At 55.8% G+C, this 22,919-nt stretch carries 24 protein-coding genes and 1 tRNA gene; 16 read left to right on the top strand and 9 right to left on the bottom strand.

Annotated features, from left to right (window positions below):
• Nucleotides 1-2: 2 nt before the first annotated feature.
• The 3 genes from recJ to lysS all read left to right on the top strand — a co-directional run bounded on the left by recJ (nucleotide 3) and on the right by lysS (nucleotide 4,452).
• Nucleotides 3-1,736 (top strand): single-stranded-DNA-specific exonuclease RecJ, encoded by a 1,734-nt coding sequence (recJ, locus tag V1572_RS21105; RefSeq protein WP_111967500.1) that lies wholly within the window; start codon nucleotides 3-5, stop codon nucleotides 1,734-1,736.
• A 90-nt stretch (nucleotides 1,737-1,826) separates the two neighbouring features.
• Nucleotides 1,827-2,925 (top strand): peptide chain release factor 2 gene (gene prfB / locus V1572_RS21100; protein ID WP_095908218.1). Its coding sequence is split into 2 segments (ribosomal slippage): nucleotides 1,827-1,901 and nucleotides 1,903-2,925, totalling 1,098 coding nucleotides; the frame shifts between segments, so codons are not numbered across the junction.
• A 9-nt stretch (nucleotides 2,926-2,934) separates the two neighbouring features.
• Nucleotides 2,935-4,452, top strand: coding sequence for a lysine--tRNA ligase (gene lysS / locus V1572_RS21095; RefSeq protein ID WP_021242046.1), 1,518 nt, complete (start codon nucleotides 2,935-2,937; stop codon nucleotides 4,450-4,452).
• A gap of 38 nt (nucleotides 4,453-4,490) precedes the next feature.
• Here the strand turns inward: lysS and idi are convergent, their stop codons facing one another.
• Nucleotides 4,491-5,033: an isopentenyl-diphosphate Delta-isomerase gene (idi, locus tag V1572_RS21090; protein ID WP_395299558.1), complete on the bottom strand. Its 543-nt coding sequence runs from the start codon at nucleotides 5,031-5,033 to the stop codon at nucleotides 4,491-4,493.
• A 163-nt stretch (nucleotides 5,034-5,196) separates the two neighbouring features.
• Between idi and actS the strand changes: the two genes are divergently transcribed.
• The 8 genes from actS (at nucleotide 5,197) to V1572_RS21050 (ending at nucleotide 10,056) form a co-directional block, all read left to right on the top strand.
• On the top strand, nucleotides 5,197-5,940 hold the full coding sequence (actS, locus tag V1572_RS21085) for an amidase activator ActS (protein ID WP_023294504.1): 744 nt from the start codon (nucleotides 5,197-5,199) through the stop codon (nucleotides 5,938-5,940).
• Nucleotides 5,941-6,020: 80 nt separating this feature from the next.
• Nucleotides 6,021-6,094 (top strand) — tRNA-Gly (locus V1572_RS21080).
• A gap of 506 nt (nucleotides 6,095-6,600) precedes the next feature.
• Nucleotides 6,601-7,038 carry a hemagglutinin repeat-containing protein gene (locus V1572_RS21075; RefSeq protein WP_175481436.1) on the top strand — a complete coding sequence of 146 codons (438 nt, stop codon included), beginning with the start codon at nucleotides 6,601-6,603 and terminating at the stop codon, nucleotides 7,036-7,038.
• Nucleotides 7,010-7,732: a hemagglutinin repeat-containing protein gene (locus V1572_RS21070; RefSeq protein ID WP_082087755.1), complete on the top strand. Its 723-nt coding sequence runs from the start codon at nucleotides 7,010-7,012 to the stop codon at nucleotides 7,730-7,732. The genes V1572_RS21075 and V1572_RS21070 overlap by 29 nt, the downstream gene beginning before the upstream one ends.
• The gene (locus V1572_RS21065) at nucleotides 7,729-7,950 is read left to right on the top strand and encodes a hypothetical protein (protein ID WP_045909909.1); all 222 of its coding nucleotides are present in this window, start codon (nucleotides 7,729-7,731) and stop codon (nucleotides 7,948-7,950) included. The genes V1572_RS21070 and V1572_RS21065 overlap by 4 nt, the downstream gene beginning before the upstream one ends.
• Nucleotides 7,947-8,867, top strand: a complete 921-nt coding sequence (locus V1572_RS21060; RefSeq protein ID WP_045909908.1) for a VENN motif pre-toxin domain-containing protein — start codon at nucleotides 7,947-7,949, stop codon at nucleotides 8,865-8,867. The genes V1572_RS21065 and V1572_RS21060 overlap by 4 nt, the downstream gene beginning before the upstream one ends.
• Nucleotides 8,868-8,876: 9 nt before the next feature.
• Complete coding sequence (locus tag V1572_RS21055; protein WP_254783046.1) at nucleotides 8,877-9,599, top strand: adhesin; 723 nt, start codon at nucleotides 8,877-8,879, stop codon at nucleotides 9,597-9,599.
• A 4-nt stretch (nucleotides 9,600-9,603) separates the two neighbouring features.
• The gene (locus V1572_RS21050) at nucleotides 9,604-10,056 is read left to right on the top strand and encodes a hypothetical protein (RefSeq protein ID WP_008499695.1); all 453 of its coding nucleotides are present in this window, start codon (nucleotides 9,604-9,606) and stop codon (nucleotides 10,054-10,056) included.
• A 210-nt stretch (nucleotides 10,057-10,266) separates the two neighbouring features.
• Here the strand turns inward: V1572_RS21050 and V1572_RS21045 are convergent, their stop codons facing one another.
• The 5 genes from V1572_RS21045 to V1572_RS21025 all read right to left on the bottom strand — a co-directional run bounded on the left by V1572_RS21045 (nucleotide 10,267) and on the right by V1572_RS21025 (nucleotide 16,756).
• Complete coding sequence (locus tag V1572_RS21045; RefSeq protein ID WP_045909907.1) at nucleotides 10,267-11,337, bottom strand: ABC transporter ATP-binding protein; 1,071 nt, start codon at nucleotides 11,335-11,337, stop codon at nucleotides 10,267-10,269.
• Nucleotides 11,330-13,099, bottom strand: coding sequence for an ABC transporter permease (locus V1572_RS21040; RefSeq protein ID WP_008499693.1), 1,770 nt, complete (start codon nucleotides 13,097-13,099; stop codon nucleotides 11,330-11,332). Before V1572_RS21040 ends, V1572_RS21045 begins: the two co-directional genes overlap by 8 nt.
• 80 nt (nucleotides 13,100-13,179) lie before the next feature.
• The gene (locus tag V1572_RS21035) at nucleotides 13,180-14,268 is read right to left on the bottom strand and encodes an ABC transporter substrate-binding protein (RefSeq protein WP_045909906.1); all 1,089 of its coding nucleotides are present in this window, start codon (nucleotides 14,266-14,268) and stop codon (nucleotides 13,180-13,182) included.
• A 168-nt stretch (nucleotides 14,269-14,436) separates the two neighbouring features.
• Nucleotides 14,437-15,132 (bottom strand): response regulator, encoded by a 696-nt coding sequence (locus V1572_RS21030; protein ID WP_032638033.1) that lies wholly within the window; start codon nucleotides 15,130-15,132, stop codon nucleotides 14,437-14,439.
• Nucleotides 15,116-16,756 carry an ATP-binding protein gene (locus V1572_RS21025; protein ID WP_196346598.1) on the bottom strand — a complete coding sequence of 547 codons (1,641 nt, stop codon included), beginning with the start codon at nucleotides 16,754-16,756 and terminating at the stop codon, nucleotides 15,116-15,118. The genes V1572_RS21030 and V1572_RS21025 overlap by 17 nt, the downstream gene beginning before the upstream one ends.
• A 176-nt stretch (nucleotides 16,757-16,932) precedes the next feature.
• On the opposite strand from V1572_RS21025, the gene yjdI reads away from it, so the two are divergent.
• Together yjdI and V1572_RS21015 are read left to right on the top strand one after the other, a co-directional pair.
• Nucleotides 16,933-17,163: a 4Fe-4S mono-cluster protein YjdI gene (gene yjdI / locus V1572_RS21020; RefSeq protein ID WP_008499689.1), complete on the top strand. Its 231-nt coding sequence runs from the start codon at nucleotides 16,933-16,935 to the stop codon at nucleotides 17,161-17,163.
• A 10-nt stretch (nucleotides 17,164-17,173) separates the two neighbouring features.
• Nucleotides 17,174-17,446 carry a GNAT family N-acetyltransferase gene (locus tag V1572_RS21015; protein WP_008499687.1) on the top strand — a complete coding sequence of 91 codons (273 nt, stop codon included), beginning with the start codon at nucleotides 17,174-17,176 and terminating at the stop codon, nucleotides 17,444-17,446.
• A gap of 27 nt (nucleotides 17,447-17,473) precedes the next feature.
• Here the strand turns inward: V1572_RS21015 and V1572_RS21010 are convergent, their stop codons facing one another.
• Complete coding sequence (locus tag V1572_RS21010) at nucleotides 17,474-18,085, bottom strand: LysE family translocator (protein WP_048029141.1); 612 nt, start codon at nucleotides 18,083-18,085, stop codon at nucleotides 17,474-17,476.
• 115 nt (nucleotides 18,086-18,200) lie between these two features.
• On the opposite strand from V1572_RS21010, the gene V1572_RS21005 reads away from it, so the two are divergent.
• Entirely contained in the window at nucleotides 18,201-18,671 is a 471-nt protein-coding gene (locus V1572_RS21005) for an Lrp/AsnC family transcriptional regulator (RefSeq protein ID WP_008499685.1), read from the top strand.
• 38 nt (nucleotides 18,672-18,709) lie between these two features.
• On the opposite strand, the gene V1572_RS21000 is transcribed toward V1572_RS21005, so the two are convergent.
• Together V1572_RS21000 and V1572_RS20995 are read right to left on the bottom strand one after the other, a co-directional pair.
• Nucleotides 18,710-19,939 (bottom strand): amino acid permease, encoded by a 1,230-nt coding sequence (locus V1572_RS21000; RefSeq protein WP_045909904.1) that lies wholly within the window; start codon nucleotides 19,937-19,939, stop codon nucleotides 18,710-18,712.
• 119 nt (nucleotides 19,940-20,058) lie between these two features.
• On the bottom strand, nucleotides 20,059-20,520 hold the full coding sequence (locus tag V1572_RS20995; protein ID WP_023333288.1) for a multidrug/biocide efflux PACE transporter: 462 nt from the start codon (nucleotides 20,518-20,520) through the stop codon (nucleotides 20,059-20,061).
• Nucleotides 20,521-20,625: 105 nt separating this feature from the next.
• On the opposite strand from V1572_RS20995, the gene V1572_RS20990 reads away from it, so the two are divergent.
• Complete coding sequence (locus V1572_RS20990; RefSeq protein ID WP_048029146.1) at nucleotides 20,626-21,492, top strand: LysR family transcriptional regulator; 867 nt, start codon at nucleotides 20,626-20,628, stop codon at nucleotides 21,490-21,492.
• 93 nt (nucleotides 21,493-21,585) lie between these two features.
• A complete protein-coding gene (locus V1572_RS20985) occupies nucleotides 21,586-22,764 on the top strand; it encodes an acetyl-CoA C-acetyltransferase (protein ID WP_045415627.1) in 1,179 nt (392 codons plus the stop codon).
• Nucleotides 22,765-22,919: the final 155 nt, after the last annotated feature.

Genomic DNA, 22,919 nt, shown 5'->3' with positions numbered 1-22,919 from the left:
GCGTGAAAGCCCCGATAAAATTGCGCCGCCGCGAGGCGGTTGAACCGGTTGATTTACCGGACGATCTCCCGCCGCTGCTGAAGCGCCTCTACGCCAGCCGCGGCGTGCGTCGCGCTGAAGATCTTGAACGCAGCGTGAAAGGGATGCTGCCCTGGCAGCAGCTGAACGGCATCGAAAAAGCCACTGAAATGCTCTACAACGCGCTGCGTGAGAACACGCGTATTGTGGTAGTAGGGGATTTCGACGCCGACGGCGCAACCAGCACCGCGCTGAGCGTGCTCAGCCTGCGCGCGCTGGGCTGCGATAACGTCACGTATCTGGTGCCGAACCGTTTTGAAGACGGCTACGGACTCAGCCCGGAAGTGGTCGATCAGGCCCACGCCCGCGGTGCTCAGATGATCATGACCGTCGATAACGGGATCTCTTCCCATGCGGGGGTTGATCATGCCCACGCGCTGGGGATCCCGGTGCTGGTTACCGATCACCATCTCCCCGGTGAAACGCTCCCTGCCGCCGAGGCGATTATTAACCCCAACCTGCGCGACTGTGATTTTCCGTCGAAATCCCTTGCGGGCGTAGGCGTGGCGTTTTATCTGATGCTGGCGTTGCGTACCCTGTTACGCGACAAGGGCTGGTTCGAATCCCGCGGTATTGCCGTACCGAACCTGGCCGAATATCTCGATCTGGTGGCACTGGGTACCGTCGCTGACGTGGTCCCGCTCGATACCAATAACCGTATTTTGACCTGGCAGGGCTTAAGCCGTATCCGGGCAGGCAAGTGCCGCCCGGGGATCAAGGCGCTCCTGGAAATCGCCAACCGCGACCCGCTCAAGCTGGCGGCAAGCGATTTGGGCTTTGCCCTTGGGCCGCGCCTGAACGCGGCCGGAAGACTGGACGATATGTCCGTTGGCGTCGCGCTGCTGCTGTGTGACAACATCGGTGAAGCGCGCGTGCTGGCCAACGAGCTGGACGCCCTGAACCAGACACGTAAAGAGATTGAGCAGGGGATGCAGGCCGAAGCGCTGACCCTGTGCGAAAAGCTTGAACGCAGCGGCGATACGCTGCCGGGCGGCCTGGCGATGTACCATCCCGAGTGGCATCAGGGCGTGGTCGGCATTCTGGCGTCGCGCATCAAAGAGCGCTTCCACCGCCCGGTGATCGCCTTCGCCCCCGCGGGCGACGGCACGCTGAAAGGCTCTGGCCGCTCGATTCAGGGCCTGCATATGCGCGACGCACTGGAGCGTCTCGATACGCTGTATCCGGGCCTGATGATCAAGTTCGGCGGCCATGCGATGGCGGCAGGCCTGTCGCTGGAAGAGGCGAAGTTCGACGAGTTTCAGCGCCTCTTCGGCGAGCTGGTTACCGACTGGATTGACCCGGCCCTGCTGCAGGGTGAAGTGGTGTCCGATGGCGAGCTTTCACCGCTTGAGATGACGATGGACGTGGCGCAAATGCTCCGCGATGCCGGTCCATGGGGGCAGATGTTCCCGGAGCCGCTGTTCGACGGCCGTTTCCGCCTGCTGCAGCAGCGCATCGTCGGCGAGCGTCATCTGAAGGTGATGGTTGAACCGGTCGGCGGCGGCCCGCTGCTGGACGGCATTGCCTTTAACGTTGACACGGCGGTATGGCCGGACAACGGCGTGCGCGAGGTCGAGCTGGCGTACAAACTGGACATCAACGAGTTTCGCGGTAACCGCACCCTTCAGATCATCATCGACAATATCTGGCCAATTTAGCGGCAGTAATCTCTATAAAAAAGGGCGTGGATTCGGTACAATCCCGCTCTTATCACCGCATTTTGACAAGTCCATAAAAGAAAACAGACCATGTTTGAAATTAATCCGGTAAAAAACCGTATTCAGGACCTCACGGAGCGCTCTGACGTTCTTAGGGGGTATCTTTGACTACGATGCCAAGAAAGAGCGTCTTGAAGAAGTAAACGCCGAGCTGGAACAGCCGGACGTCTGGAACGAACCTGAACGCGCACAGGCGCTGGGTAAAGAGCGTTCCTCTCTCGAAGCTATCGTAGATACGCTGGATCAAATGGCCCAGGGGCTGGAAGATGTTTCCGGTTTGCTGGAGCTGGCCGTCGAAGCCGACGACGAAGAAACCTTTAACGAAGCCGTAGCAGAACTCGATGTGCTGGAAGAGAAGCTGGCGCAGCTTGAATTCCGTCGCATGTTCTCCGGCGAATACGACAGCGCTGACTGCTATCTCGATATTCAGGCAGGTTCTGGCGGTACCGAAGCGCAGGACTGGGCCAGCATGCTGATGCGCATGTACCTGCGTTGGGCAGAAGCGCGCGGCTTCAAAACTGAAATTATCGAAGAGTCTGAAGGTGAAGTGGCCGGTATTAAATCCGTCACCATCAAGATCATCGGTGATTACGCCTACGGCTGGCTGCGTACTGAAACCGGCGTTCACCGCCTGGTGCGTAAGAGCCCGTTCGACTCCGGCGGCCGTCGTCATACCTCCTTCAGCTCCGCGTTTGTTTACCCGGAAGTTGATGAAGATATCGATATCGAAATTAACCCGGCGGACCTGCGTATCGACGTTTATCGCGCATCCGGCGCGGGCGGCCAGCACGTTAACCGTACGGAATCGGCGGTGCGTATTACCCACATTCCAACCGGGCTGGTAACGCAATGCCAGAACGACCGTTCCCAGCATAAGAACAAAGACCAGGCCATGAAGCAGATGAAAGCGAAGCTTTATGAGCTGGAGATGCAGAAGAAAAATGCTGAGAAACAGGCGATGGAAGACAACAAGTCTGACATCGGCTGGGGCAGCCAGATCCGTTCTTACGTCCTTGATGACTCCCGCATCAAAGACCTGCGTACCGGGGTTGAAACCCGCAACACGCAGGCGGTGCTGGACGGCAGCCTGGACCAATTTATCGAAGCAAGTTTGAAAGCAGGGTTATGAGGAACCAACATGTCTGAACAACAAGCACAGGGCGCTGACGCGGTAGTCGATCTTAACAACGAACTGAAAACCCGCCGCGAGAAGCTGGCAGCGCTGCGCGAGCAGGGCGTGCCGTTCCCGAACGATTTTCGTCGTGACCACACCTCAGACCAACTGCACGCTGACTTCGACGCGAAAGAGAACGAAGAGCTGGAAGCGCTGAACGTTGAAGTGGCCGTTGCGGGCCGCATGATGACCCGTCGTATCATGGGTAAAGCCTCCTTCGTGACCCTGCAGGACGTTGGCGGCCGTATCCAGCTGTACGTTTCCCGTGACGATCTGCCGGAAGGCATCTACAACGAGCAGTTCAAGAAGTGGGACCTGGGCGATATCTTGGGCGCAAAAGGTAAACTGTTCAAAACCAAAACCGGTGAACTGTCTATCCACTGCACCGAGCTGCGTCTGCTGACCAAAGCCCTGCGCCCGCTGCCGGACAAATTCCACGGCCTGCAGGATCAGGAAGCGCGCTATCGTCAGCGCTACCTGGATCTCATCTCTAACGATGAATCCCGCAAGACCTTCAAAATTCGCTCCCAGATCATGGCCGGTATCCGCCAGTTCATGGTCAACCGCGACTTTATGGAAGTGGAAACCCCGATGATGCAGGTGATCCCTGGCGGCGCGTCTGCGCGTCCGTTCATCACCCATCACAACGCCCTGGACCTGGACATGTACCTGCGTATCGCGCCGGAACTGTACCTGAAGCGTCTGGTGGTTGGTGGTTTTGACCGCGTGTTCGAGATCAACCGTAACTTCCGTAATGAAGGGATCTCCGTTCGTCATAACCCAGAGTTCACCATGATGGAACTCTATATGGCGTATGCGGATTACAAAGATCTGATCGAGCTGACCGAATCCCTGTTCCGCACGCTGGCGCAGGATATTCTGGGCACCACGCAGGTTCCTTACGGTGAAGAAGTCTTCGACTTCGGCAAGCCGTTCGAAAAACTGACCATGCGCGAAGCGATCAAGAAGTACCGTCCGGAAACCAACATGGCCGATCTGGATAACTTCGATTCTGCGAAAGCGATCGCCGAAAGCATCGGTATCAAGGTTGAGAAGAGCTGGGGTCTGGGCCGTATCGTGACCGAGATCTTCGAAGAAGTGGCCGAAGCGCACCTGATTCAGCCGACCTTCATTACCGAGTACCCGGCTGAAGTCTCTCCGCTGGCGCGTCGTAATGACCAGAACCCTGAAATCACTGACCGCTTCGAATTCTTCATCGGCGGCCGTGAAATCGGCAACGGCTTTAGCGAGCTGAACGATGCGGAAGACCAGGCTCAGCGCTTCCAGGATCAGGTTGATGCGAAAGCGGCAGGCGACGACGAAGCGATGTTCTTCGACGAAGACTACGTGACCGCGCTGGAGCACGGCCTGCCACCAACGGCAGGTCTGGGGATTGGTATCGACCGTATGGTGATGCTGTTCACCAACAGCCACACCATCCGCGACGTGATCCTGTTCCCGGCGATGCGCCCGGTGAAGTAAGACGTTAAGATGTAAAAAAAGCCCCGAAAGGGGCTTTTTTATTGCGCCGCGAAGGCTTTAAGTTTTTCGCGGGCGGTCGTCGCTTCCATGACCATCCACGGGCTAAAGGCCCAGGGCGTCGCGTCCAGCGCACGGAATAGCGCATCAAGCTCAACCCACTGATAGTCCATCACTTCATCTTCGTTTATCGTCACGTCATTGGTGATGCGGGCGGCGAACACCGGGCAAATTTCGTTTTCCACGATCCCGGACGGGTCGGTTTCCCGATAGCGAAATTCAGGGGCGACGGCGGTGATATCGGTCAGCTCCGCGCCCACTTCAAAGCGGCAGCGGCGGATTATCGCCTGGACTGTCTCTTCACCCGACTGCGGGTGGCCGCACACGGAGTTGGTCCAGACGCCGGGCCAGGCTTTTTTGCTTAAGGCGCGTCGGGTGATCAGACATTCGCCTTTTGTGTTAAAAAGCCAGGAAGAGAACGCCAGATGCAGCGGGGTATGTAACGTGTGCGCGGCATATTTTTCCTGAGTGCCAATCACCATTCCCTGGTCGTTTACCAAAATAACGTGTTCTTGAATACTCATTGATGCTCCAGTGCCAAAATGCCGAGTGGTTCAGCACCATCAGCCGAAGCATTATACTGCATTCTTATACGAACGGTTTGGCTCGTAGAGCGGAAAAGGGCATGACCCCTGTTCGTTTTGGCTGTTATCATAGTGCGCCATTCACGCTGACCGAGGATCTGTTTTGTTTGCAGGAAGCCTGACGAGAAAACCCCTTACCGCTATTTTTTGCCTGACGCTGACGCTATTACTGGCGGGCTGTTCAGGGAGCAAATCTTCGGATACGGGAAGCTATTCCGGTTCGGTCTACACCGTCAAACGCGGGGACACCCTGTACCGGATTTCGCGCGCAACGGGAACCAGCGTGAAGGATCTGGCGCGTCTGAATAACCTTTCTCCGCCCTACACCATCGAGGTGGGGCAGCAGCTGAAGGTTAGCGGCGGATCGTCCTCCGGTAAAAAATCCTCTTCGAAAGGCAAAACCGCCAAAGTGACGCCGTCCTATCAGGTGCCACAATCGTCATGGCCGCCGGTTGGACAGCGCTGCTGGATTTGGCCTGCCAGCGGTAAAGTGGTCGCCCCTTACTCACTCTCTGAAGGTGGCAACAAGGGTATTGATATCGCCGCTGCGCGCGGTACGCCGGTTTATGCCTCCGGTGCCGGGAAGGTGGTTTATGTGGGTAACCAGCTGCGCGGCTACGGTAACCTGATCATGATTAAGCATGGCGAAGACTACATCACGGCCTATGCGCACAACGACACGATGCTGGTCAACAACGGGCAGAACGTCAAAGCCGGGCAGAAGATTGCCACCATGGGCAGCACCGGTACGGATTCAGTGAAGCTGCATTTCCAGATTCGCTATAAGGCGACGGCCATCGATCCGCAGCGCTATCTTCCTGCGCCCGGCAGCAAACCGAAGTGCTAAGTGATTATTTAATCGCCGGTTAGTTGTGAAGAGGCTTGTATGAAGGTGCGTAAAGTCTATAATGCCTTACGCACCTCAAAGCGGGCGTAGTTCAATGGTAGAACGAGAGCTTCCCAAGCTCTATACGAGGGTTCGATTCCCTTCGCCCGCTCCAGATTTTCTTGATGTTATCCTCCTCTGTCTATTTTTTAACCAGCCTATCCTTTTCCATCCAGGTATCGTCATGCTGTTGTTTGATCGCTTCAACGAAGTTATCACGCATGCCTCCATATTCAGCACTGAGTTATCAGGTGTCATCAGAATTTGCAGCACGATGAATGCAACGGATAATTTAATCTGCGCTGCTAGCTGATGTTTATATCTAACTATTGGAAGGGGTGGTTAAAATTTTTTGAAAGAAGAAACAATCAGGCAATAATAAAAAATTCCGATATGACGCACTTCGTCATAACGGTTTTTTGAAACGTAACGCAAATATTACTACCAATTATAGTAGCCCTCTTTTTGAGACTATTCCCTATTGCGCCAGAGCTGGCATACTGAGGAAAACAAAAACTATTATCCTTTAATATGCGCTATTACAGCAAAACCGTTTTTTTTGCTCGTTATTTTTTGCTCTCTGAGCCATGCAGCCCCCTTACTCCTGCTGACCGGGACACAGTGCGTCAGCAGCAGGAGGAACTGTTATTAAAGAACCAGCAACAGCGTGAAGAGCTGGAGCGGAGTATTCCTCGCGCTGCGCCCGCCAGACCGCTGCCGGTTACCGGCTCCGGACCCTGTTTCACCATTCATACCATTACCCTTTCCGGTGCGACCTTAATCTCCCCAAAAACCCGGCAGACCCTTGTCGCGCAGGCCGGTAACGATCTCTCCCTGTCAGGTACGGATATCCGTGCCGGTAAATCGGTCTCACTCAGTGGCGAAAATGTCCTCATGGGGGTGAGCCGGGATACCCGCGACGGTGAAAACCACAGCAGCAGCGCCCAGAATGGTGTGACGGCATCTGCTGGCGGCTGGGCTGTTGAGGCTGCTAAAGCCGCAGAGACGGCTGCCCGCGGCGCAGGGCGCTATGTCGGACTCGTCGCTCATCAAGGCTAAAGTGTCTTTAACGGCGGGGACGTCCTCTCAGGACAGTCGTTACCACAGTACCGACACGCAGGGCACCACCATTAATGCCGGCGAGAATGTCTCTGTTCGTGCCGGAAATGACATTGCCGGTATTGGGGTACAGATCGCGGGTAAACACGTGGCGCTGGATGCGGGGCGCGATATTCTGTTGTCTGCCTCCCAGAACACAACCCTCTCTGAGAGTAAAAACAGCGGTAGCCAGTTCAGCGTTGGTGTCGGTGTGAGCCTGATTGGTGCACAAAACGGCATCTCGGTGGAGCTGGGAGCGTCACAGCATAAGGGGAAGGAAAACAGCCAGTCACAGCGCAATACGAACAGCGTTGTCCATGCTGATGAACAGCTTACGGTGAACAGCGGACGCGACACCATCCTGAAAGGTGCGGAGCTCGAAGGTAACGGTGTGGTGGTGAATACCGGACGCGATCTCACCATCAGCAGCGTGCAGGATACAGCCAGTTATGACAGCAAGCAGTCTTCGTCAGGCGCGTCCCTCAGTCTGTGCATACCGCCACTGTGTTATGGTGCTTCTTCCGGTAGCGTCAGTGCATCGGTGAGAATATCACCCAGAATGGTAAGAGCGTCGCTGAACAGAGCGGGATATTCGCAGGCAAGGGCGGCTTTGCCGTCACCACCGGAAATCATACCCAGCTTGACGGCGCGGTGATTGCATCCACGGCGTCTGCAGATAAAAATAGCCTCGACACCGGTACGCTGGGTTTCAGTAATCTCCATAACGAGAGCCAGACCAGCGGCAACGGCTACACGGTGGCGCTTTCCGGCAGCGCGGGTGGCAGCGGAAACGGTGAAAACCGCAACCTGGCACCGGCCATCGGTACGGCCAGGCAAAAGGGAGCCACACCGGCACGACCTCATCAGCGGTGAGTGGCGGTAGCATTGTCATTCGCAACCCGGCGGGACAGAAACAGGATATTGCTGACCTGAGCCGTGATACGGCTGACGCCCACCACGGCGTGGACGTGAACGGTGATGTGCAGAAGGTCAGGGATAACCTGGCGGTTCAGAGCGAAGGCGCGGCGCTGGCCACTTCTGCGCTGGATGCTTATGGCAAGTATGCGGAGCAGAAAGCGCGTGAATCCAATGCGACGCTGGGCGCGAAACTGGCATCTGAAGGAAAACTGCAGGGCGATACGCCGCAGGAGCAGGAAGCGTTCCTGAAGACGCAGCCCGGATATGAGAATACCGAGTACGGTCCGGAGAGTGCCTTCTGGACGAAGGGTAGCGCAGCGGCGGGATTACTGGCAGGTGCGCTTGGCGGTAACCTGAAGGCAGGCGCGGCAGCGGGGGCGGCTCCTCTTCTGGCGACCCTGGTCAAGGAGCAGAAAGACCCGACAGCCCGTGCCGCGCTGCACGGTATTGTGGCTGCGGCGCTGACGCAGCTGAGTGGCGGGAGCAGTGCTGATGGCCTGAAGGCTGGTGCCATAGGAGCCATTACGGCCTCGGCGATGACTGACCATCTGGTCAGCGCGCTGTATGGAGATAAAAAATCCAGTGACCTGACAGCAGAGGAGAAACGGCTGGTCAGTAGCCTCGTGAGTATTGCAGGTGGTCTGGCGGGCGCTGCTGTGACGGATGGCAGTGTCTCCATGGCGGCGACGGCGTCGGAAACGGCGAAGGTGGAGGTTGAGAATAACTCGCTGGGTGTCGTTATACAGGGCGGTAAACTGGCTGCACAGGGATGTCTGAAAATTTCTGCTTGCCGTGATCGCCTGGTTGCTAGTGGTCTGGGTGCTTTACTGGGCATTGGTGCATCCACATCAGCAATGGATACATTGTCATAAGATGAGCAGTTGCATCTGATCTATGTGGCCTCGCTCAATGATCCTTCCCAGCTCAGTCAGTTAAATAATGCTCAGAAAGCGGCCTATGAGTCCCTGACAGGTAAGACGATCACCAGTACTGGTGGTACGCAGGTCATCAAACCGGGACCATCAAACACTGGTGGCGACCAGACTGTAACTGGAAACGTGCCCTCCAACACAGGGAATAATAGCGTAGCAACCGGAGGGATAAATCATACTGGTAACACCAACGGTGATGGAGCGTCAAACAATAATGGCTGGACGACAACTACGCCGGTTCCGGATTCTCCTTCACTGGATGATCTTTTCTATCAGAACGAGAAGATCCCCGGTCTTGAAAATGTTCGCCCTGAAAATCCCGGTTATCCAGCCAATCAGAGTGTTATTGAAAAAATGAACGAACCTAAGTTTATTGCCTGGATAGGCAATACAGATTGTACGGATTGCTCAGATATCGCACCTAAACTTCTCAATGCAGCTGGCGGGCACGGGAAAATTATTGAAGCAAGGCCGACGACTCAGTACAACTTAAATGTGTATGAAAATGGAAAAATTGTACATGAACAAGCATTCCATCAGGTTTATACCGATGGTCAGTATGTTTACGATCCAAGAGTGTCCTTAAAACCAATTCCTAAAGGAGATTGGGAAAAACATATCAAATCTATAAATCAGGGAAGTGTTACGATCTCTGATAAATTACAGGGGTAAAATAATGTTTCCGATAGGTAAGAAAGAAACAATCTTGTTGGACTTCATTGGTTCTCTTGGAAAACTGGAGTGGTTACATTATCAGAGCCGTATTGAAGATGAATGGATAAATGACCATTTTGAAAAAATTGATCGCTCTAAGTATCCTCCTTATACCAGTTTTCGTTTTGAAAAAGAGGTTCCAGAAGTTATCGCCTTACTGGAAGATGCGATTCAATCATATAAAGGTAAAGTTGAGTGGTGTATGACCCATCATCCGAAAGAGTATGGTACTGGTGTTAATCATCGTATTTTGCCTACATTTGTTAAGAATCTCAGAGTCAGTGAAGGTATGGAAGATGTTAACGAGTATATTGAAAACCATTATCCTGATTTTGGCCCAATCGCCTATGAAGATCTTGTTGGACTGACGGAGCATGTTCAATCAGTTTTCAAAAATGCTGGATATGACGCATAAATTTTCTTTATATGCTCTGTGATAACATTTTGATATGGAGTCTTAACCCGTTATACGTACGGACGGAAAGAAGTGTCAGTTGGCTATTTTAGTCAGAATGCCTTAACAATAATGGCTAGCGCCATCTATCCTGGCATCTGCCCATTTCTTTGTTTTGTAGACCCGGTAAGCGAATCGCTACCGGGCCATGGCAGATTAATTATTGACTCATCACCCTTTCGGGAACACCCAAACATGCTTCTCCGGCAGCGAAAGATGGCAGTGCTGCGGATCCCGAACCTCATGCCCATACGCACGGATCACAAAATCATCCCCCACCGTGCGGAACAGGTATTCCCAGCGGTCGCCGAGGTACATGCTGGTGAGCAGCGGCAGCTCAAGCTGATTTTCCCCTGGCCCCTCGACCACCGCCACGCGCTCGACGCGGATCACCGCCGTGGCTTCTTTACCGCTCTGCACCCCTTCACCGGCCTGGCCCCACAGCACCCAGCCTTTCCCCTCGATGCGCGCTCTGCCGTCGCGCACTTCGGTGACCTTGCCGTGCAGGCGGTTGTTGCTGCCCATAAACTCAGCGGTAAACAGCGTTTTCGGCGAGCCGTACATCTCCTGCGGCGTGCCCTGTTGCTCAATTTTGCCGTTGTTAAGCAGCAGGATGCGGTCGGATATGGACATCGCTTCGTTCTGGTCGTGCGTCACCATCAGCGCGGATAACCCGAGCTTGATAATCAGCTCGCGCAGGAACACGCGGGCCTCTTCGCGCAGCTTGGCGTCGAGGTTAGAGAGCGGCTCGTCCAGCAAAATCACCGGCGGGTTGTACACCAGCGCACGGCCAATCGCCACGCGCTGCTGCTGCCCACCGGAGAGCTGGTGCGGGTGACGTTTGCCAAGATGGCCCAGGCCAAGCTGGTCCAGCACGTCTTGCACGCGCTGCTGGATCTCTTTGGCCGGGACTTTGCGCAGCTTGAGCGGATAGGCCACGTTCTCAAACACGGTTTTGTGCGGCCACAGGGCGTAGGACTGGAATACCAGCCCCAGGTTACGCTCTTCCGCCGGGACCTCACTGCGCGGCGTGCCGTCGTAAACTTTACTGTTGCCAATCACAATCGAGCCCTGAGTCGGTTTTTCCAGACCCGCGACGGCGCGGAGCAGGGTGGTTTTGCCGCTGCCGGAGGGGCCTAACAGGGAGACCACTTCGCCGCGCTTCAGGTTCATGGAGACACCTTTTAAAACAGGATTGTCGCCGTAGGTTAAGTGCAGATCGTCAACCGCTAATTCAATCATGTATTTTCACTCCGAAACGAAGGGCAATGCCCAGACCTACCACGACAAGCAGGATGTTAATGAAAGAGAGCGCCGCCACGATATCAATGGCACCCGCGGCCCAGAGGGAAACCAGCATCGAGCCGATGGTCTCCGTGCCGGGCGAAAGCAGGTACACACCCGTTGAATATTCGCGTTCAAAGATCAGGAACATCAGCAGCCACGAACCGATCAGACCGTAGCGGGAGAGCGGAATGGTGACGTGGCGGGTGATCTGTCCGCGCGTCGCCCCGGTACTGCGCGCCGCCTCTTCAAGCTCTGGCCCTACCTGCAGCAGCGTGGAAGAGATGAGCCTCAGCCCGTAAGCCATCCACACCACGGTATAGGCCAGCCAGACGCTGAAAATGGTGCTGCGCAGCGAACGCAGCCAGACGATGACGTTTTCACGCATCCAGTCGGTCCAGGCAAACCCGGAAAGCCAGCCGGATTTCAGCGAGTTATCCAGCCACATCGGCAGGAACAGGAACACCCACAGGAAGGCCAGACCCGCCAGCAGGCCAGGCACGGCGCGCGGCACCAGCACGCTGTAGTCCAGGAAACGCGTGGTGTTGTCCGGCTTACGGTGCATGGCAATACCGACAAACAGGTAGCACACCACGGCCAGCGCGCCGCCAATGACGCCAATCGCCATGGAGTTGACGATGGCGCGCAGCAGGTTGGGCTGCGCCCAGATGGTGCGGAAGGTATTCAGAGAAAGCTCGTCCCACAGCGAAACGCCCACGCCCCAGTTGGAGATAAAGGCGCGCAGCACCACGCCGAGCAGCGGAACGCCGATGGTGACGGTGAGCCAGAAGGCAATCACCCCGCCAGCCACCCAGCGCCATTTACCCAGCGGTAGCGCGCGGGCCTGCGAGGCCTTGCCCTTCATGGTGACGAAGCGGTTGGCGGTGCGCATCAGGCGACGCTGGAGCATCACCAGCGGGATGGTGATACAGATCAGCACCACGGCAACCGCCGCCATCAGGTTATAGGATGGGGTACCCATCTTGTTCGTCAGCTTATAGAGATAGGTCGCCAGCACCATGTTGCCTTCCGGGTCGCCGAGGACCAGCATCAGGCCGAACACCTCCAGCCCGAGGAAGAACAGCAGCACGGTGGCGTACAGAATGGACGGGCGCACCATCGGCAGGCTGACGGAGGTCATCACCTGCCATGGCGACGCGCCCGCGGTGCGCGCGGCTTCTTCCACGTCGGAGCCCACGCTGCGCAGCGCTGACGAGATATACAGATAGGCGTGCGGGACGTGCGTCAGGCCGGCAATGACCACAATGCTCGACATGTCGTAGATGTTCCACGGCACAAAGCCAATCAGCGCCTCAGCCCACTGGGAGAGAAAACCCACCGGACCGGCGGCCACCACGTAGCCGAAGCCCAGCACCATCGGTGAAACGAAAATCGGGACCAGGATCAGCGGCTCAATCAGCCGGCGACCGGGCAGGTCGGTACGCACCATCAGAAACGCCAGCACGCCACCCAGCGGGATAGAGATAAAGACCAGCCCGAAAGCCAGAATAAAGCCGCTTTTCAGGGCTTTATAAAAATCGGGGTCGGTGAAAATAAAATCAAATGATTCAAAGCTCCACTCTTTTGACGGCGAAAAGAACGGCGCGGACAGGAAGCTCTGGATCACGATAAACGACAGCGGCGTGTAGATAACCAGGGCGGTTATCAGCACGACGATGCCTCGCGGCAGGCTTTGCCACTTTCTGCGTAATGTATTCATGGGGTATCCCTGGTATTGCAGCCCAGAAAAACGAACTCAGTCGATAAGGGAGCGCGGCGGCCAGCGCCGCGCTCAGACGCTTATTTACCGGCGGCGGTACGCCACTCTTTGATGTACTCGAGGCGTTTTTTCGGCTGCAGGTATTCCAGCAGCGTTTCATCAACCGGGATCGGCTTCAGCGCGTTGCCGAGGATTTTGGTCAGGCCGTCGATATCGTTCTTGCCTTCGATATCGTTACGAATGGAGGGGATGTCCGCCTGATTGGCCAGAATGTTTTGCCCTTGTTCAGACAGCACATAGTCCAGCCACAGCTTCGCGGCATTGCTGTTTTGCGATTGCTGGCTGATGAACGACACGCGCGACAGCACCAGGGTGTAATCTTTCGGATAGGCAATGCCGAGTGACGGATCGTTCTTCGCACGCGCTTCCGCATAGGAACCGAGGATGTTGAAGCCGATCAGGTTTTCACCGGAGGAGACGCGCTCCATCATGGTGCCGGTAGACGACTGCACCGACAGGCCCCCTTTGGCGACGTCGGCCAGGGTCTTAAAGTAGTTCGGATCGGCGTTGTGATCCTGCACCGAGAGCATAAAGCCCAGACCCGATTTTTCGATATCGTAGGTGGTGACTTTGTTCTTGAATTTGTCCGTCTGGCTGGCAATCAGCTTCGCCAGCGCGGCGTGAGAATCCGGCACGTCACCAGCCGGGATCAGACGCTTGTTGTAGATAAAGACCACCGGCTCATAGGTGGTGCCGTAGGCCTTATCTTTCCAGACCGCCCATTTCGGCAGCTGGCTTTGCTCCGGAGATTTGTACTCCATGGCGTAGTCGGTGGCGAGCTTCAGGCCGGTGTCCATCGAGGAGCTCCAGACCACGTCGCCGCTCACGCCGCCGGAAGCCTGTTCGCTGATGAAACGGTTGTACAACTCGGTGCTGTTCATGTCGTTGTATTCGACTTTAATGCCCGGGTAGGTTTTTTCGAAGCCCTGGATCAGCGGACCGGCAGCTTTGATGTCGGTGGTGGAATAGATGACAACCTTGCCCTCTTTCGTGGCGGCATCAACCACTTTTTGATACTCAGCAGGATAACCCTGCGGCAGGGCAGAGAGTGCAGAAGCAGAGAACAGGACGGTAGCGGTAAGCAGAGAAATTCGGAACGTGTTCGACATTATAGTTAACCTTTTAGTTACATTTGAGGAACTAATTGTCAACATAGCGTAAAGCGCGCCTCCGACAATAGGGAGGCGAGGGCAATGATTCCGAAGTGTGATTGTCGCCGTCGTTTCAGCAATTAACACCATAAAATCCGCGAACGTTAGCCAACGAACGGTTGCGGATCACGGTTTATCGGGGGCTTTGCGGTATAACCGGCGAGGATGACCAATATTGCCGTACAGCATTTCAACGCTGATTAACCCGCTCTCCACGCAGTATTCAAGATAGCGGCGCCCCGTGGTTTTGCTGATCCCCACGTTTTCCACCACCTCCTCAACCGACATCGCACTATCGGGATGCTCGGCGAACAGGCGTTTAATCCGCTCCAGCGTCTGGGGCTCAATGCCCTTTGTGGACGGCGTAACGGAGGCTTCCGCGGCAGGCAGATGAAACAGGCGATCCAGCGCATGCTGGTCGACCACCTTCACCTGCTGCACGGTGTGGATGAAGCGCATAAACCGCTCCAGCGAAGCGTGCAGTCGCTGGAAAAAGACGGGCTTGATGAGGTAGTCAAACGCGCCGCTGCGCATGGCGTGGCTGCAGGTCTGCATATCGCTGGCGGCGGTGATGAAGATCACCGAACACTCATAGCTTTTCAGCAGCGGGTTATCGATGAGCTCCACGCCTTTACCGTCCGGAAGATAGTTGTCCAGCAGGATTAGCCGCGGCTGGTGCTGACGAATCAGGCGACATGCCTGCTCAATCGACGCGGCGATGCCCACCACGCGTAAATGAAAATTCTGCTCGATATACTCGCGATGCAGCTCCGCCAGGTGCGGCTCATCTTCAACGATCACAACATCAAGTGCTCGGGTCATGCTTTAGCCCATTCGGAATAAACACAGAAAAAATAGTCCCTTGTGGCGTGTTGTCGGCAATCTCAATGCTGCCGCCAGCCTTATCGATATATCCTGCCACCAGATACAGGCCAATACCGTGCTCGGTGCCCACAATGTCGTTTTCACGTTCCGGTTTGCTGCTGAATCCCTGGCGGAAAATATGCGGCTTCATCGCATCCTCCACCCCGCAGCCCCGGTCGGCCACCTCGATCAGCAGCTCCTGGTTACGGTCAGAAATGTAGAGTTCCACCGGCGCGGGGACCGGAGCCTTAAGGGTCGCGTCCACCGCGTTATCCAGCAGGTTACCAATAATGGACATCAGCTCCGTTTCGTTGAGCGTGGCGGGCATGCGGGTGAGCTGGCAGGCGGGGTCAAACAGCAATTCGATGCCTTTTTCGCGCGCGCTGACGTATTTTCCTAACAGCAGACCACACAGCGCGGGAGAGGAAAAACGGGCGGAGACAAAGTCCAGCACCCGCTGCGCGCCTTCGGACTGCACCTGGATGTAACGAATCGCCTCGTCATAGTGTTTCATCTGCAGCAAGCCCACCAGCGTGGCGGTCCAGTTCAGTTGCTCGTGGCGCATAATGCGCAGGTTATCGGCATAGCGCTTGATCTGACTGAGCTGGCTGCTGAGGGTGTTGATGTCATTTTTGTCGCGAAAGCTGTAGACCCAGCCGCTTTCAACGCCGGGTTCGACCTCAATCGCCACCCGGTTGACGATTACCTCCCGCTGGTTCAGCACGGCAATCTGGTCGTGGCTGCCACTGCTCACCGAGGCGTAGCGCTGGGATAAAAAGCCCGGCGACGTCTGCAGAACGTCTTCCAGCGGTTTGCCGATAAGCTCTTTCTCACTTTGCCGGATATCCAGCATTTCTCGTGCGGCGCGGTTAATTAAAATCAGCTGCTTCTCTTCATTGACGGCAAATACCCCTTCATACATGGCTTCTAATAGCGCGCGCTGCTGCAAAACCAGCTGAGCGATATCTTTCGGCTCCAGTCGGAACATCTGTTTTTTGAGATTGCGGGTAAACAGCCAGGAGAACATAAACAGCAGCAGCAGAAGAGCCGCGCCGTACAGCCCGGACTGCCAGAGAATGCGGGCGTTAATATTGGCAATATAGGAGGTCAGATAGCCGACCGAGACAATACCAATCACCTGGTGCTGCGCGTTAAAGATCGGCGCTTTGCTGCGCAGTGAAACCCCAATCCCGCCCTGGCGCACGGAAATAATGGTTTTGCCCTTTAATACCTCCGCATTATCTCCGCCGATCATCGGTAAATTAATCCGCTCCGGGGATTCCGAATGATAGAGGTGCTGTTCCTCGGTATCGCCAATCACAATGTAGCTGGCATCGCTTTCGGCGCGCAGCGGCTGGATTAACCGGGCAATGCCGGGGATATCTCTGGCCGCAACCATGGCCGCCAGACCCGGCATCAGCGCGATCTGGCTGGCCTGAACCCGGGCACGCTGGCCGAGATCGTGATGGAGCTGCCGGTCAATAAAATGAAACAGGATCGTTCCCAGCAGAACTAACAGCAGGCAGGAGAAGCACACCAGCGCTAAAAACAGCTTTACCTGAAAAGAGAGTCTGCGTTTCATTCAACCTGCGGATGTTATGTAAAAGTGACATTTGCCGAGCCTGACATGGGCAAATAGCGGACGCAATCTGGCAAGAAAAGAGTTGTGACCTGGCTTTTCGTTTTCGGCGTTATAGCCATCAGGATCCCGTCAGGCTATTCTTCATTCAGCACGATAATAATTACAGAGGCAATGTCATGGATAAAGAGCTACTGGATGCAGGTTACCGGGCCTATACCGGCGAGAAAATTGACGTTTACTTCAACACCGGGATCTGCAAACACTCCGGTAACTGCGTGCGTGGCAGCGCAAAGCTGTTTAATCTGAAACGTAAACCGTGGATTATTCCCGATGAAGTGGACGTTGAAACGGTTGTCCGCGTGATTGATACCTGCCCGAGCGGTGCGCTGAAGTATCGCCAAAAATAAGCGAGGAACCATGGATATTCTGGAAGGCCATAACAAGTTTTACGTGAATGATGCGAACGGCAACCAGGTCGCGGAGATTGTCTTCGTGCCGACCGGCGAGCACCTGAGCATTATCGAGCACACCGATGTGGATGAGAGCCTGAAAGGGCAGGGCGTCGGTAAACAGCTGGTGGCGAAAGTGGTGGAGAAGATGCGCGGTGAGAACCGCAAAATTATTCCGCTGTGTCCGTTCGCGAAACATGAGTTTGATAAAACGCGGGAATATGACGATATTCGGGCGTAAATAACACCGGCGATGGCCGGTGTTTTTTTATCTTACCTGCTCAAGCAGCAATACCATCGCGATTAGCACCATTATCCCTCCAGATGCCATGCTCACGCGCCGCGCCGCCTGTGGCCGGGTCGCCAGCACCGCTTTCGAACCATACCCCACCAGCAGATAGACCAGCGTACAGGTGATAAGGTGCATCATCCCAAGCGTGGACATCTGCATTGCTAACGACCAGCTCCCGGTCGGGTCTGTAAACTGCGGGAGCAGGGCCAGGAACAGCAAAAACACTTTCGGGTTTAGGCCGCTAATACAGAGCCCTTTCACCGCCCACTGTCGCCAGTTTCCCGCGTGGTGGCTCGCCTTTTCCGGGGCGGCAGGGTGACGCAACAGTCCGATGCCGAGCCACAGGAGATACGCGGCCCCCGCGAGGGTCAGCCCGGTTAACGCCAGCGGATGTTGAGCAATCACGACCCCCACGCCAGCCACGACAATGAGCGTGGCTAACAGATGCCCTGACATCAGCCCCAGCACCGCCGGTACCACGCGTCGCCCGTTAATCCCGGCGCTAATGGCGTAGGCCCAGTCGGCGCCTGGCGTCATGATGAGCAGAAACGAAACCACCCAAAAGCCGGCCACAATACTCATTTCCATCGTTCTGAAAACTCCCGCAGTGCGTTAAACGTTGCGAAAAAGAATATCGTTAACCCTGCGAAATAGGCTTTCAATGTTATGCTCATAACACGGTGAAATTGAGAAAATCTTCCAAATGGACAGCATCGATCGAAAAATTCTTGCAGCGCTCCAGTCTGATGGACGCCTGTCGCTTACCGAGCTGGCTGAGCGGGTTAATCTGAGCCTCTCACCCTGCCATCGTCGCGTGCGGGCGCTGGAGCAAAGCGGGGCCATAACGGGATACCGTGCCAGCCTGGATCCCGCCAAAATGGGGTTTAACTTCCTGGCGATCGTCTTTGCGACGCTGAAAGAAGGGGACCGAAAGGCGGTTAGCGCGTTTGAAGAGGCGGTGGAGGAGATCCCGCAGATCGTGCTGGCGCAGCGTCTCTTTGGCGATCCCGATTATCTGATGCACGTTGTGACCCGCGACCTCTCCGCTTTCCAGAAGCTCTATGACGAGAAGCTTTCCGCCATGCCTGGCGTGCAGCATCTTCGCTCAACGCTTGTCATGAAAACGGTGGTGCAGGACAGACCTTTTCCGCTGGACGTTACGGGACGAGACTGAATGACATGCCCGACAGAGCGCCGGGCATCAAAGAGGGGTTAGCCGACGAACATTACCGACACGCACAGCACCCCGACGATCAGCGTCAGCAGGTTGCCAATGGAGCGGTACGGTTTCAGGGAGGGGATGAGATACGTCGACAGCGTCGGCATGATAAACAGGATCATGGCGATAAGCGGACCGCTGATGGCGTAAATCATCGAAATGGCGTTAGGGTTAATGCAGCAGACGGCAAAGGTGATTAACGACACCCCCATAATGGAAATCGCGCGGTTAAAGGCGCGGCTCTTTTTCACGCCCACCTGATTCAGCGACGACTTCACGATCTCCGTCGCCCCTTCAATCACCCCAAAATAGGTGCCGAGGAACGATTTCGACATCGCAATTATCGCCACGACAATCCCGGAAATTCCCAGCCACGCCGGTGAAGAAGGCATCATCGACAACGCGGACAGGATCGTCACCCCTTCCTCTTTGGCGGCCACAATGTACGACGGCGGAATAGAGAGCAGGCAGCTGAAGACAAAGAACAGCACGCTCAGGCAGATAATCAGGTACGCCACCTTCATGATTTTCTTGCATTTATCCATGGCGCCGTCGCCAAATTTCTCGCGACGATCAACGGCAAACGTGGAGATAATCGGCGTATGGCTGAACGCAAACACCATCACCGGAATCGAAATCCAGACCTGGTGCAGCGTGTGGCGATCGACGGCCATCTGGCTGGTCAGCAGCGAGGGCTGCCAGCTGCCGATCAGATAGAGCGAGACAAACAGGAAATAGGCAATCAGCGGAAACACCAGGAAGCCCATCACTTTTATCGTGATATGCCGTCCCATCAGGAAGATCAGATTCAGGACCAGCACCACGCCCAGGCTGACCAGCACGCGAACGGCGGTATCTACCGTCAGGTGTTTTCCCAACTGCTCGGTTAACGAGTTGGTGATGGCCACCGCATAAATCTGCACCACCACAAAGAAGGCGATGAAATAGAGCGTGGTGATCAGGTTGCCGATCTTCCGGCCGTAATAGTGCGAAACGGCGCCGGTGATCCCTTCGTTGCCTTTCGTTTTTGACGAGAGGATAAATTGCGCCAGCGCTTTGTGCGGCCAGTAGGTTAAGGGATAGGCCACGAGGGCGGTAATAAACAGGACGATTGCGCCTGCGGAGCCCAGCTGAATGGGCAGGAAGAGCGTTCCTGCGCCCACGGCCGTGCCGTAGAGAGCGAAACTCCAGAGAGTCTCATCTTTTGACCAAATTTTCGACATTAGAGCAACGTATCAACTATCAAACCATCAGAATGGAGTGCAATTTACCATAGTTATGCACGGAGAGCGCAGTTGCTTCGAAGGCGTTTGGCCGGAACGGACGTCCGGCCAGAAGGCGTTTAGCCTGCCAGGGCGCGTCGTTGCTGGCGGCGCTTAAGAAATTTCTCGCGGAGGCAATCGTACGCCCAGTTATAGAACATGGTGTACGGCAGGAAGAACAGGAAGAAACCTATTTCCAGTGTGAATGCCTGCAGCAGGGTGACGCCCAGCACGGCGGCGACAATCGACACGCCAATCACAATAAACCCGCATTCGAACCCCAGCGCATGCAACGCACGCACTTTTGCCGTACGTTTGACGCGCTGAACGGGCCAGAAACGGTCGAAGCCGAAGTTATAAATAATGTTCCACAGCATGGCGGTGGTCGCCAGAATAATGGTCAACCCACCCATTTCCACCACGGAACGCTGCATGAGCCACGCCGCCGTAGGGGCGAGGATCGCCGTCGCGATCCCTTCAAAACAGACAGCATGAAAGATCCGCTCCGGCAGTTTACGTTGGAGTGCATCCTGATGTTGCATAGCGATAGACCTCGTTAATTCGCCGGTATGGGCGTTGATGTGGCCTATTTTCATCGCTAAAGCTGATATATTAAAGATAGTATCCATCGCTAAAGTAGATAGGTTATGCGCTATTCACCCGAAGCCCTTACCGCGTTTGTCGAGACCGTTGCGGCAGGCTCTTTCTCTGCGGCCGCACGCCGGCTGCGTAAAAGCCAGTCGACGGTCAGCACGTCCATTGCCAACCTTGAAGCCGATCTGGGCTTCGAGCTGTTTGACCGCTCGGCACGCCAGCCGGTGTTAACGGCCCAGGGGGAACAGGTGCTGGGCTATGTGCAGGCTATTCTCGCCGCCAGCACGCGGCTGGATGAGCTGGCGGTGTCGCTATCGGCGCAAACGGAGGCGCGTCTGACGTTTGTCCTTTCCGATACCCTCAACCCGGACGTGCTGGAAGAGATGATGAAACAGTTTGACGCGCGCTTTCCCCATACGGAATTCGAATGTCTGATTGGCGAGGAGGAGGACGTGATCGATCTGCTGCAAAAGGAGCGCGCGCAGATTGGCCTCACCGAAGCGCGAGACGGTTATCCTACGGATATCGGCGCTATCCGGCTGCCGATGCAGACCCGCATGGCGATCTATGTCGCGACCACGCATCCGCTCGCCGGACAACATGACGTTCAGCGTGACGAGCTGCACGGCTGGCGAGAGTTGCGGCTGAGCACCTATCTTGAGCGCGAGGCGGAGATCGCGCGCGGGCCCGTCTGGTCAGCCCCGAATTACCTGTTACTCTTGAGTATGGCGGTACAGGGATTTGGCTGGTGCGTCTTGCCGTGCGCGCTGGTGGATGAGTTTGCCGCCGCGAAATCCCTGGTACAGCTCAATGTTCCCGGCTGGCCGCGGGCGATCGGCATCGATCTACTGTGGAATAAACGATCCCCTCCCGGCGTTGCCGGAAGCTGGCTGCGGCAGTATCTGCAGGATGCACGCTGATCCTTGTGATTAAACTCACTATTTTTAAACAATTAAGATAATTGCCAGTAACAATCCTCTACTATCGTCATGTCATTTAACACAGAGGTCGTGATGAAAGATGTCGTAATAGTGGGTGCGTTGCGTACAGCTATCGGCTGTTTTCAGGGAGCGCTTGCGCGTCACTCGGCGGTTGACCTGGGGAGCGTGGTGGTGAAAGCGCTGGTGGAACGTAGCGGGATCGCAGCACATGAAGTTGACGAGGTGATTCTGGGACAGGTCCTCACGGCCGGTGCCGGGCAAAACCCTGCGCGTCAGGCGGCGCTGAAGGGCGGGCTGCCCAATACCGTCTCCGCCATCACCATCAACGACGTCTGTGGTTCAGGATTAAAAGCGCTGCATCTCGCGACGCAGGCCATTCAGTGTGGTGAGGCGGACGTGATCATTGCGGGCGGGCAGGAGAATATGAGCCGCGCGCCGCACGTGTTGACCGACAGCCGCACTGGCGCACAGCTGGGCAACAGTCAGCTGCTCGACAGCCTGGTGCATGACGGCCTGTGGGATGCCTTCAATGACTATCATATGGGTGTGACGGCGGAAAATCTGGCGCGCGAGTACGGTATCAGCCGTGAGGTGCAGGACGCCTATGCGCTGAGCTCGCAGCAAAAAGCGCGTGCGGCGATTGATTCCGGTCGTTTTCGCGACGAAATTGTCCCGGTCAGCGCGCTGCGTCAGAACGGCGAGGTGATGGTTGTGGATACCGATGAACAGCCGCGCACCGACGCCAGCGCTGAAGGGCTGGCCAGGCTGAATCCTGCTTTTGAAATGCAGGGCTCGGTGACGGCGGGAAACGCCTCTTCCATTAACGACGGCGCTGCCGCCGTCATGATGATGAGCGAAAGCAAAGCCCTCGAACTCGATCTACCCGTGCTTGCCCGCATTAAGGCATTCGCCAGCGTGGGGGTTGATCCTGCGCTAATGGGGATCGCGCCGGTCTACGCCACCCGTCGCTGTCTGGAGCGTGCGGGGTGGCAGCTTTCTGATGTGGATCTGATCGAAGTGAACGAAGCCTATGCCGCACAGGCGATCTCCGTCGGAAAAATGCTGGAGTGGGATCCGCTGCGGGTTAACGTGAACGGTGGGGCGATCGCGCTGGGGCACCCGATTGGGGCGTCAGGCTGCCGGATCCTGGTTTCGCTGGTCCACGAAATGAAAAAGCGCAATGCCCGCAAAGGGATTGCCACGCTCTGTATCGGCGGCGGGCAAGGGGTGGCGTTGGCCATCGAACGCTAACCTTTCCTCATTGAAAAGACCTCCTCCGGGAGGTTTTTTTGTGCCCTTTTTCTCCCGTCGGTTTAATTGTGATCCGAACATCATTTCCGTTATAAACAAAAATAAAAAATGAAACGTTGTTTTAAATGTAATTGAAAAGCTCACTTTATGCCGAT

Origin of the sequence: Enterobacter quasiroggenkampii (genome assembly GCF_043972695.1) — a bacterium.
Lineage (GTDB): Bacteria > Pseudomonadota > Gammaproteobacteria > Enterobacterales > Enterobacteriaceae > Enterobacter > Enterobacter quasiroggenkampii.
The sequence above is the reverse complement of the archived record's forward strand: the minus strand, read 5'-3'. Positions and strand labels throughout refer to the sequence as shown.

Excerpts from the sequence above, each read along its gene's own strand:
- V1572_RS21040 (WP_008499693.1), bottom strand. The coding sequence starts at position 13,099 with ATGAATACATTACGCAGAAAGTGGCAAAGCCTGCCGCGAGGCATCGTC.
- V1572_RS21045 (WP_045909907.1), bottom strand. The coding sequence starts at position 11,337 with ATGATTGAATTAGCGGTTGACGATCTGCACTTAACCTACGGCGACAAT.
- V1572_RS21035 (WP_045909906.1), bottom strand. The coding sequence starts at position 14,268 with ATGTCGAACACGTTCCGAATTTCTCTGCTTACCGCTACCGTCCTGTTC.
- V1572_RS20990 (WP_048029146.1), top strand. The coding sequence starts at position 20,626 with ATGCGCTATTCACCCGAAGCCCTTACCGCGTTTGTCGAGACCGTTGCG.
- V1572_RS20985 (WP_045415627.1), top strand. The coding sequence starts at position 21,586 with ATGAAAGATGTCGTAATAGTGGGTGCGTTGCGTACAGCTATCGGCTGT.
- yjdI (WP_008499689.1), top strand. The coding sequence starts at position 16,933 with ATGGATAAAGAGCTACTGGATGCAGGTTACCGGGCCTATACCGGCGAG.
- V1572_RS21015 (WP_008499687.1), top strand. The coding sequence starts at position 17,174 with ATGGATATTCTGGAAGGCCATAACAAGTTTTACGTGAATGATGCGAAC.
- V1572_RS21000 (WP_045909904.1), bottom strand. The coding sequence starts at position 19,939 with ATGTCGAAAATTTGGTCAAAAGATGAGACTCTCTGGAGTTTCGCTCTC.
- lysS (WP_021242046.1), top strand. The coding sequence starts at position 2,935 with ATGTCTGAACAACAAGCACAGGGCGCTGACGCGGTAGTCGATCTTAAC.
- V1572_RS21005 (WP_008499685.1), top strand. The coding sequence starts at position 18,201 with ATGGACAGCATCGATCGAAAAATTCTTGCAGCGCTCCAGTCTGATGGA.
- V1572_RS21050 (WP_008499695.1), top strand. The coding sequence starts at position 9,604 with ATGTTTCCGATAGGTAAGAAAGAAACAATCTTGTTGGACTTCATTGGT.
- V1572_RS21030 (WP_032638033.1), bottom strand. The coding sequence starts at position 15,132 with ATGACCCGAGCACTTGATGTTGTGATCGTTGAAGATGAGCCGCACCTG.
- V1572_RS21070 (WP_082087755.1), top strand. The coding sequence starts at position 7,010 with ATGTCGGACTCGTCGCTCATCAAGGCTAAAGTGTCTTTAACGGCGGGG.
- V1572_RS20995 (WP_023333288.1), bottom strand. The coding sequence starts at position 20,520 with ATGCAACATCAGGATGCACTCCAACGTAAACTGCCGGAGCGGATCTTT.
- V1572_RS21010 (WP_048029141.1), bottom strand. The coding sequence starts at position 18,085 with ATGGAAATGAGTATTGTGGCCGGCTTTTGGGTGGTTTCGTTTCTGCTC.
- V1572_RS21025 (WP_196346598.1), bottom strand. The coding sequence starts at position 16,756 with ATGAAACGCAGACTCTCTTTTCAGGTAAAGCTGTTTTTAGCGCTGGTG.
- idi (WP_395299558.1), bottom strand. The coding sequence starts at position 5,033 with ATGAGTATTCAAGAACACGTTATTTTGGTAAACGACCAGGGAATGGTG.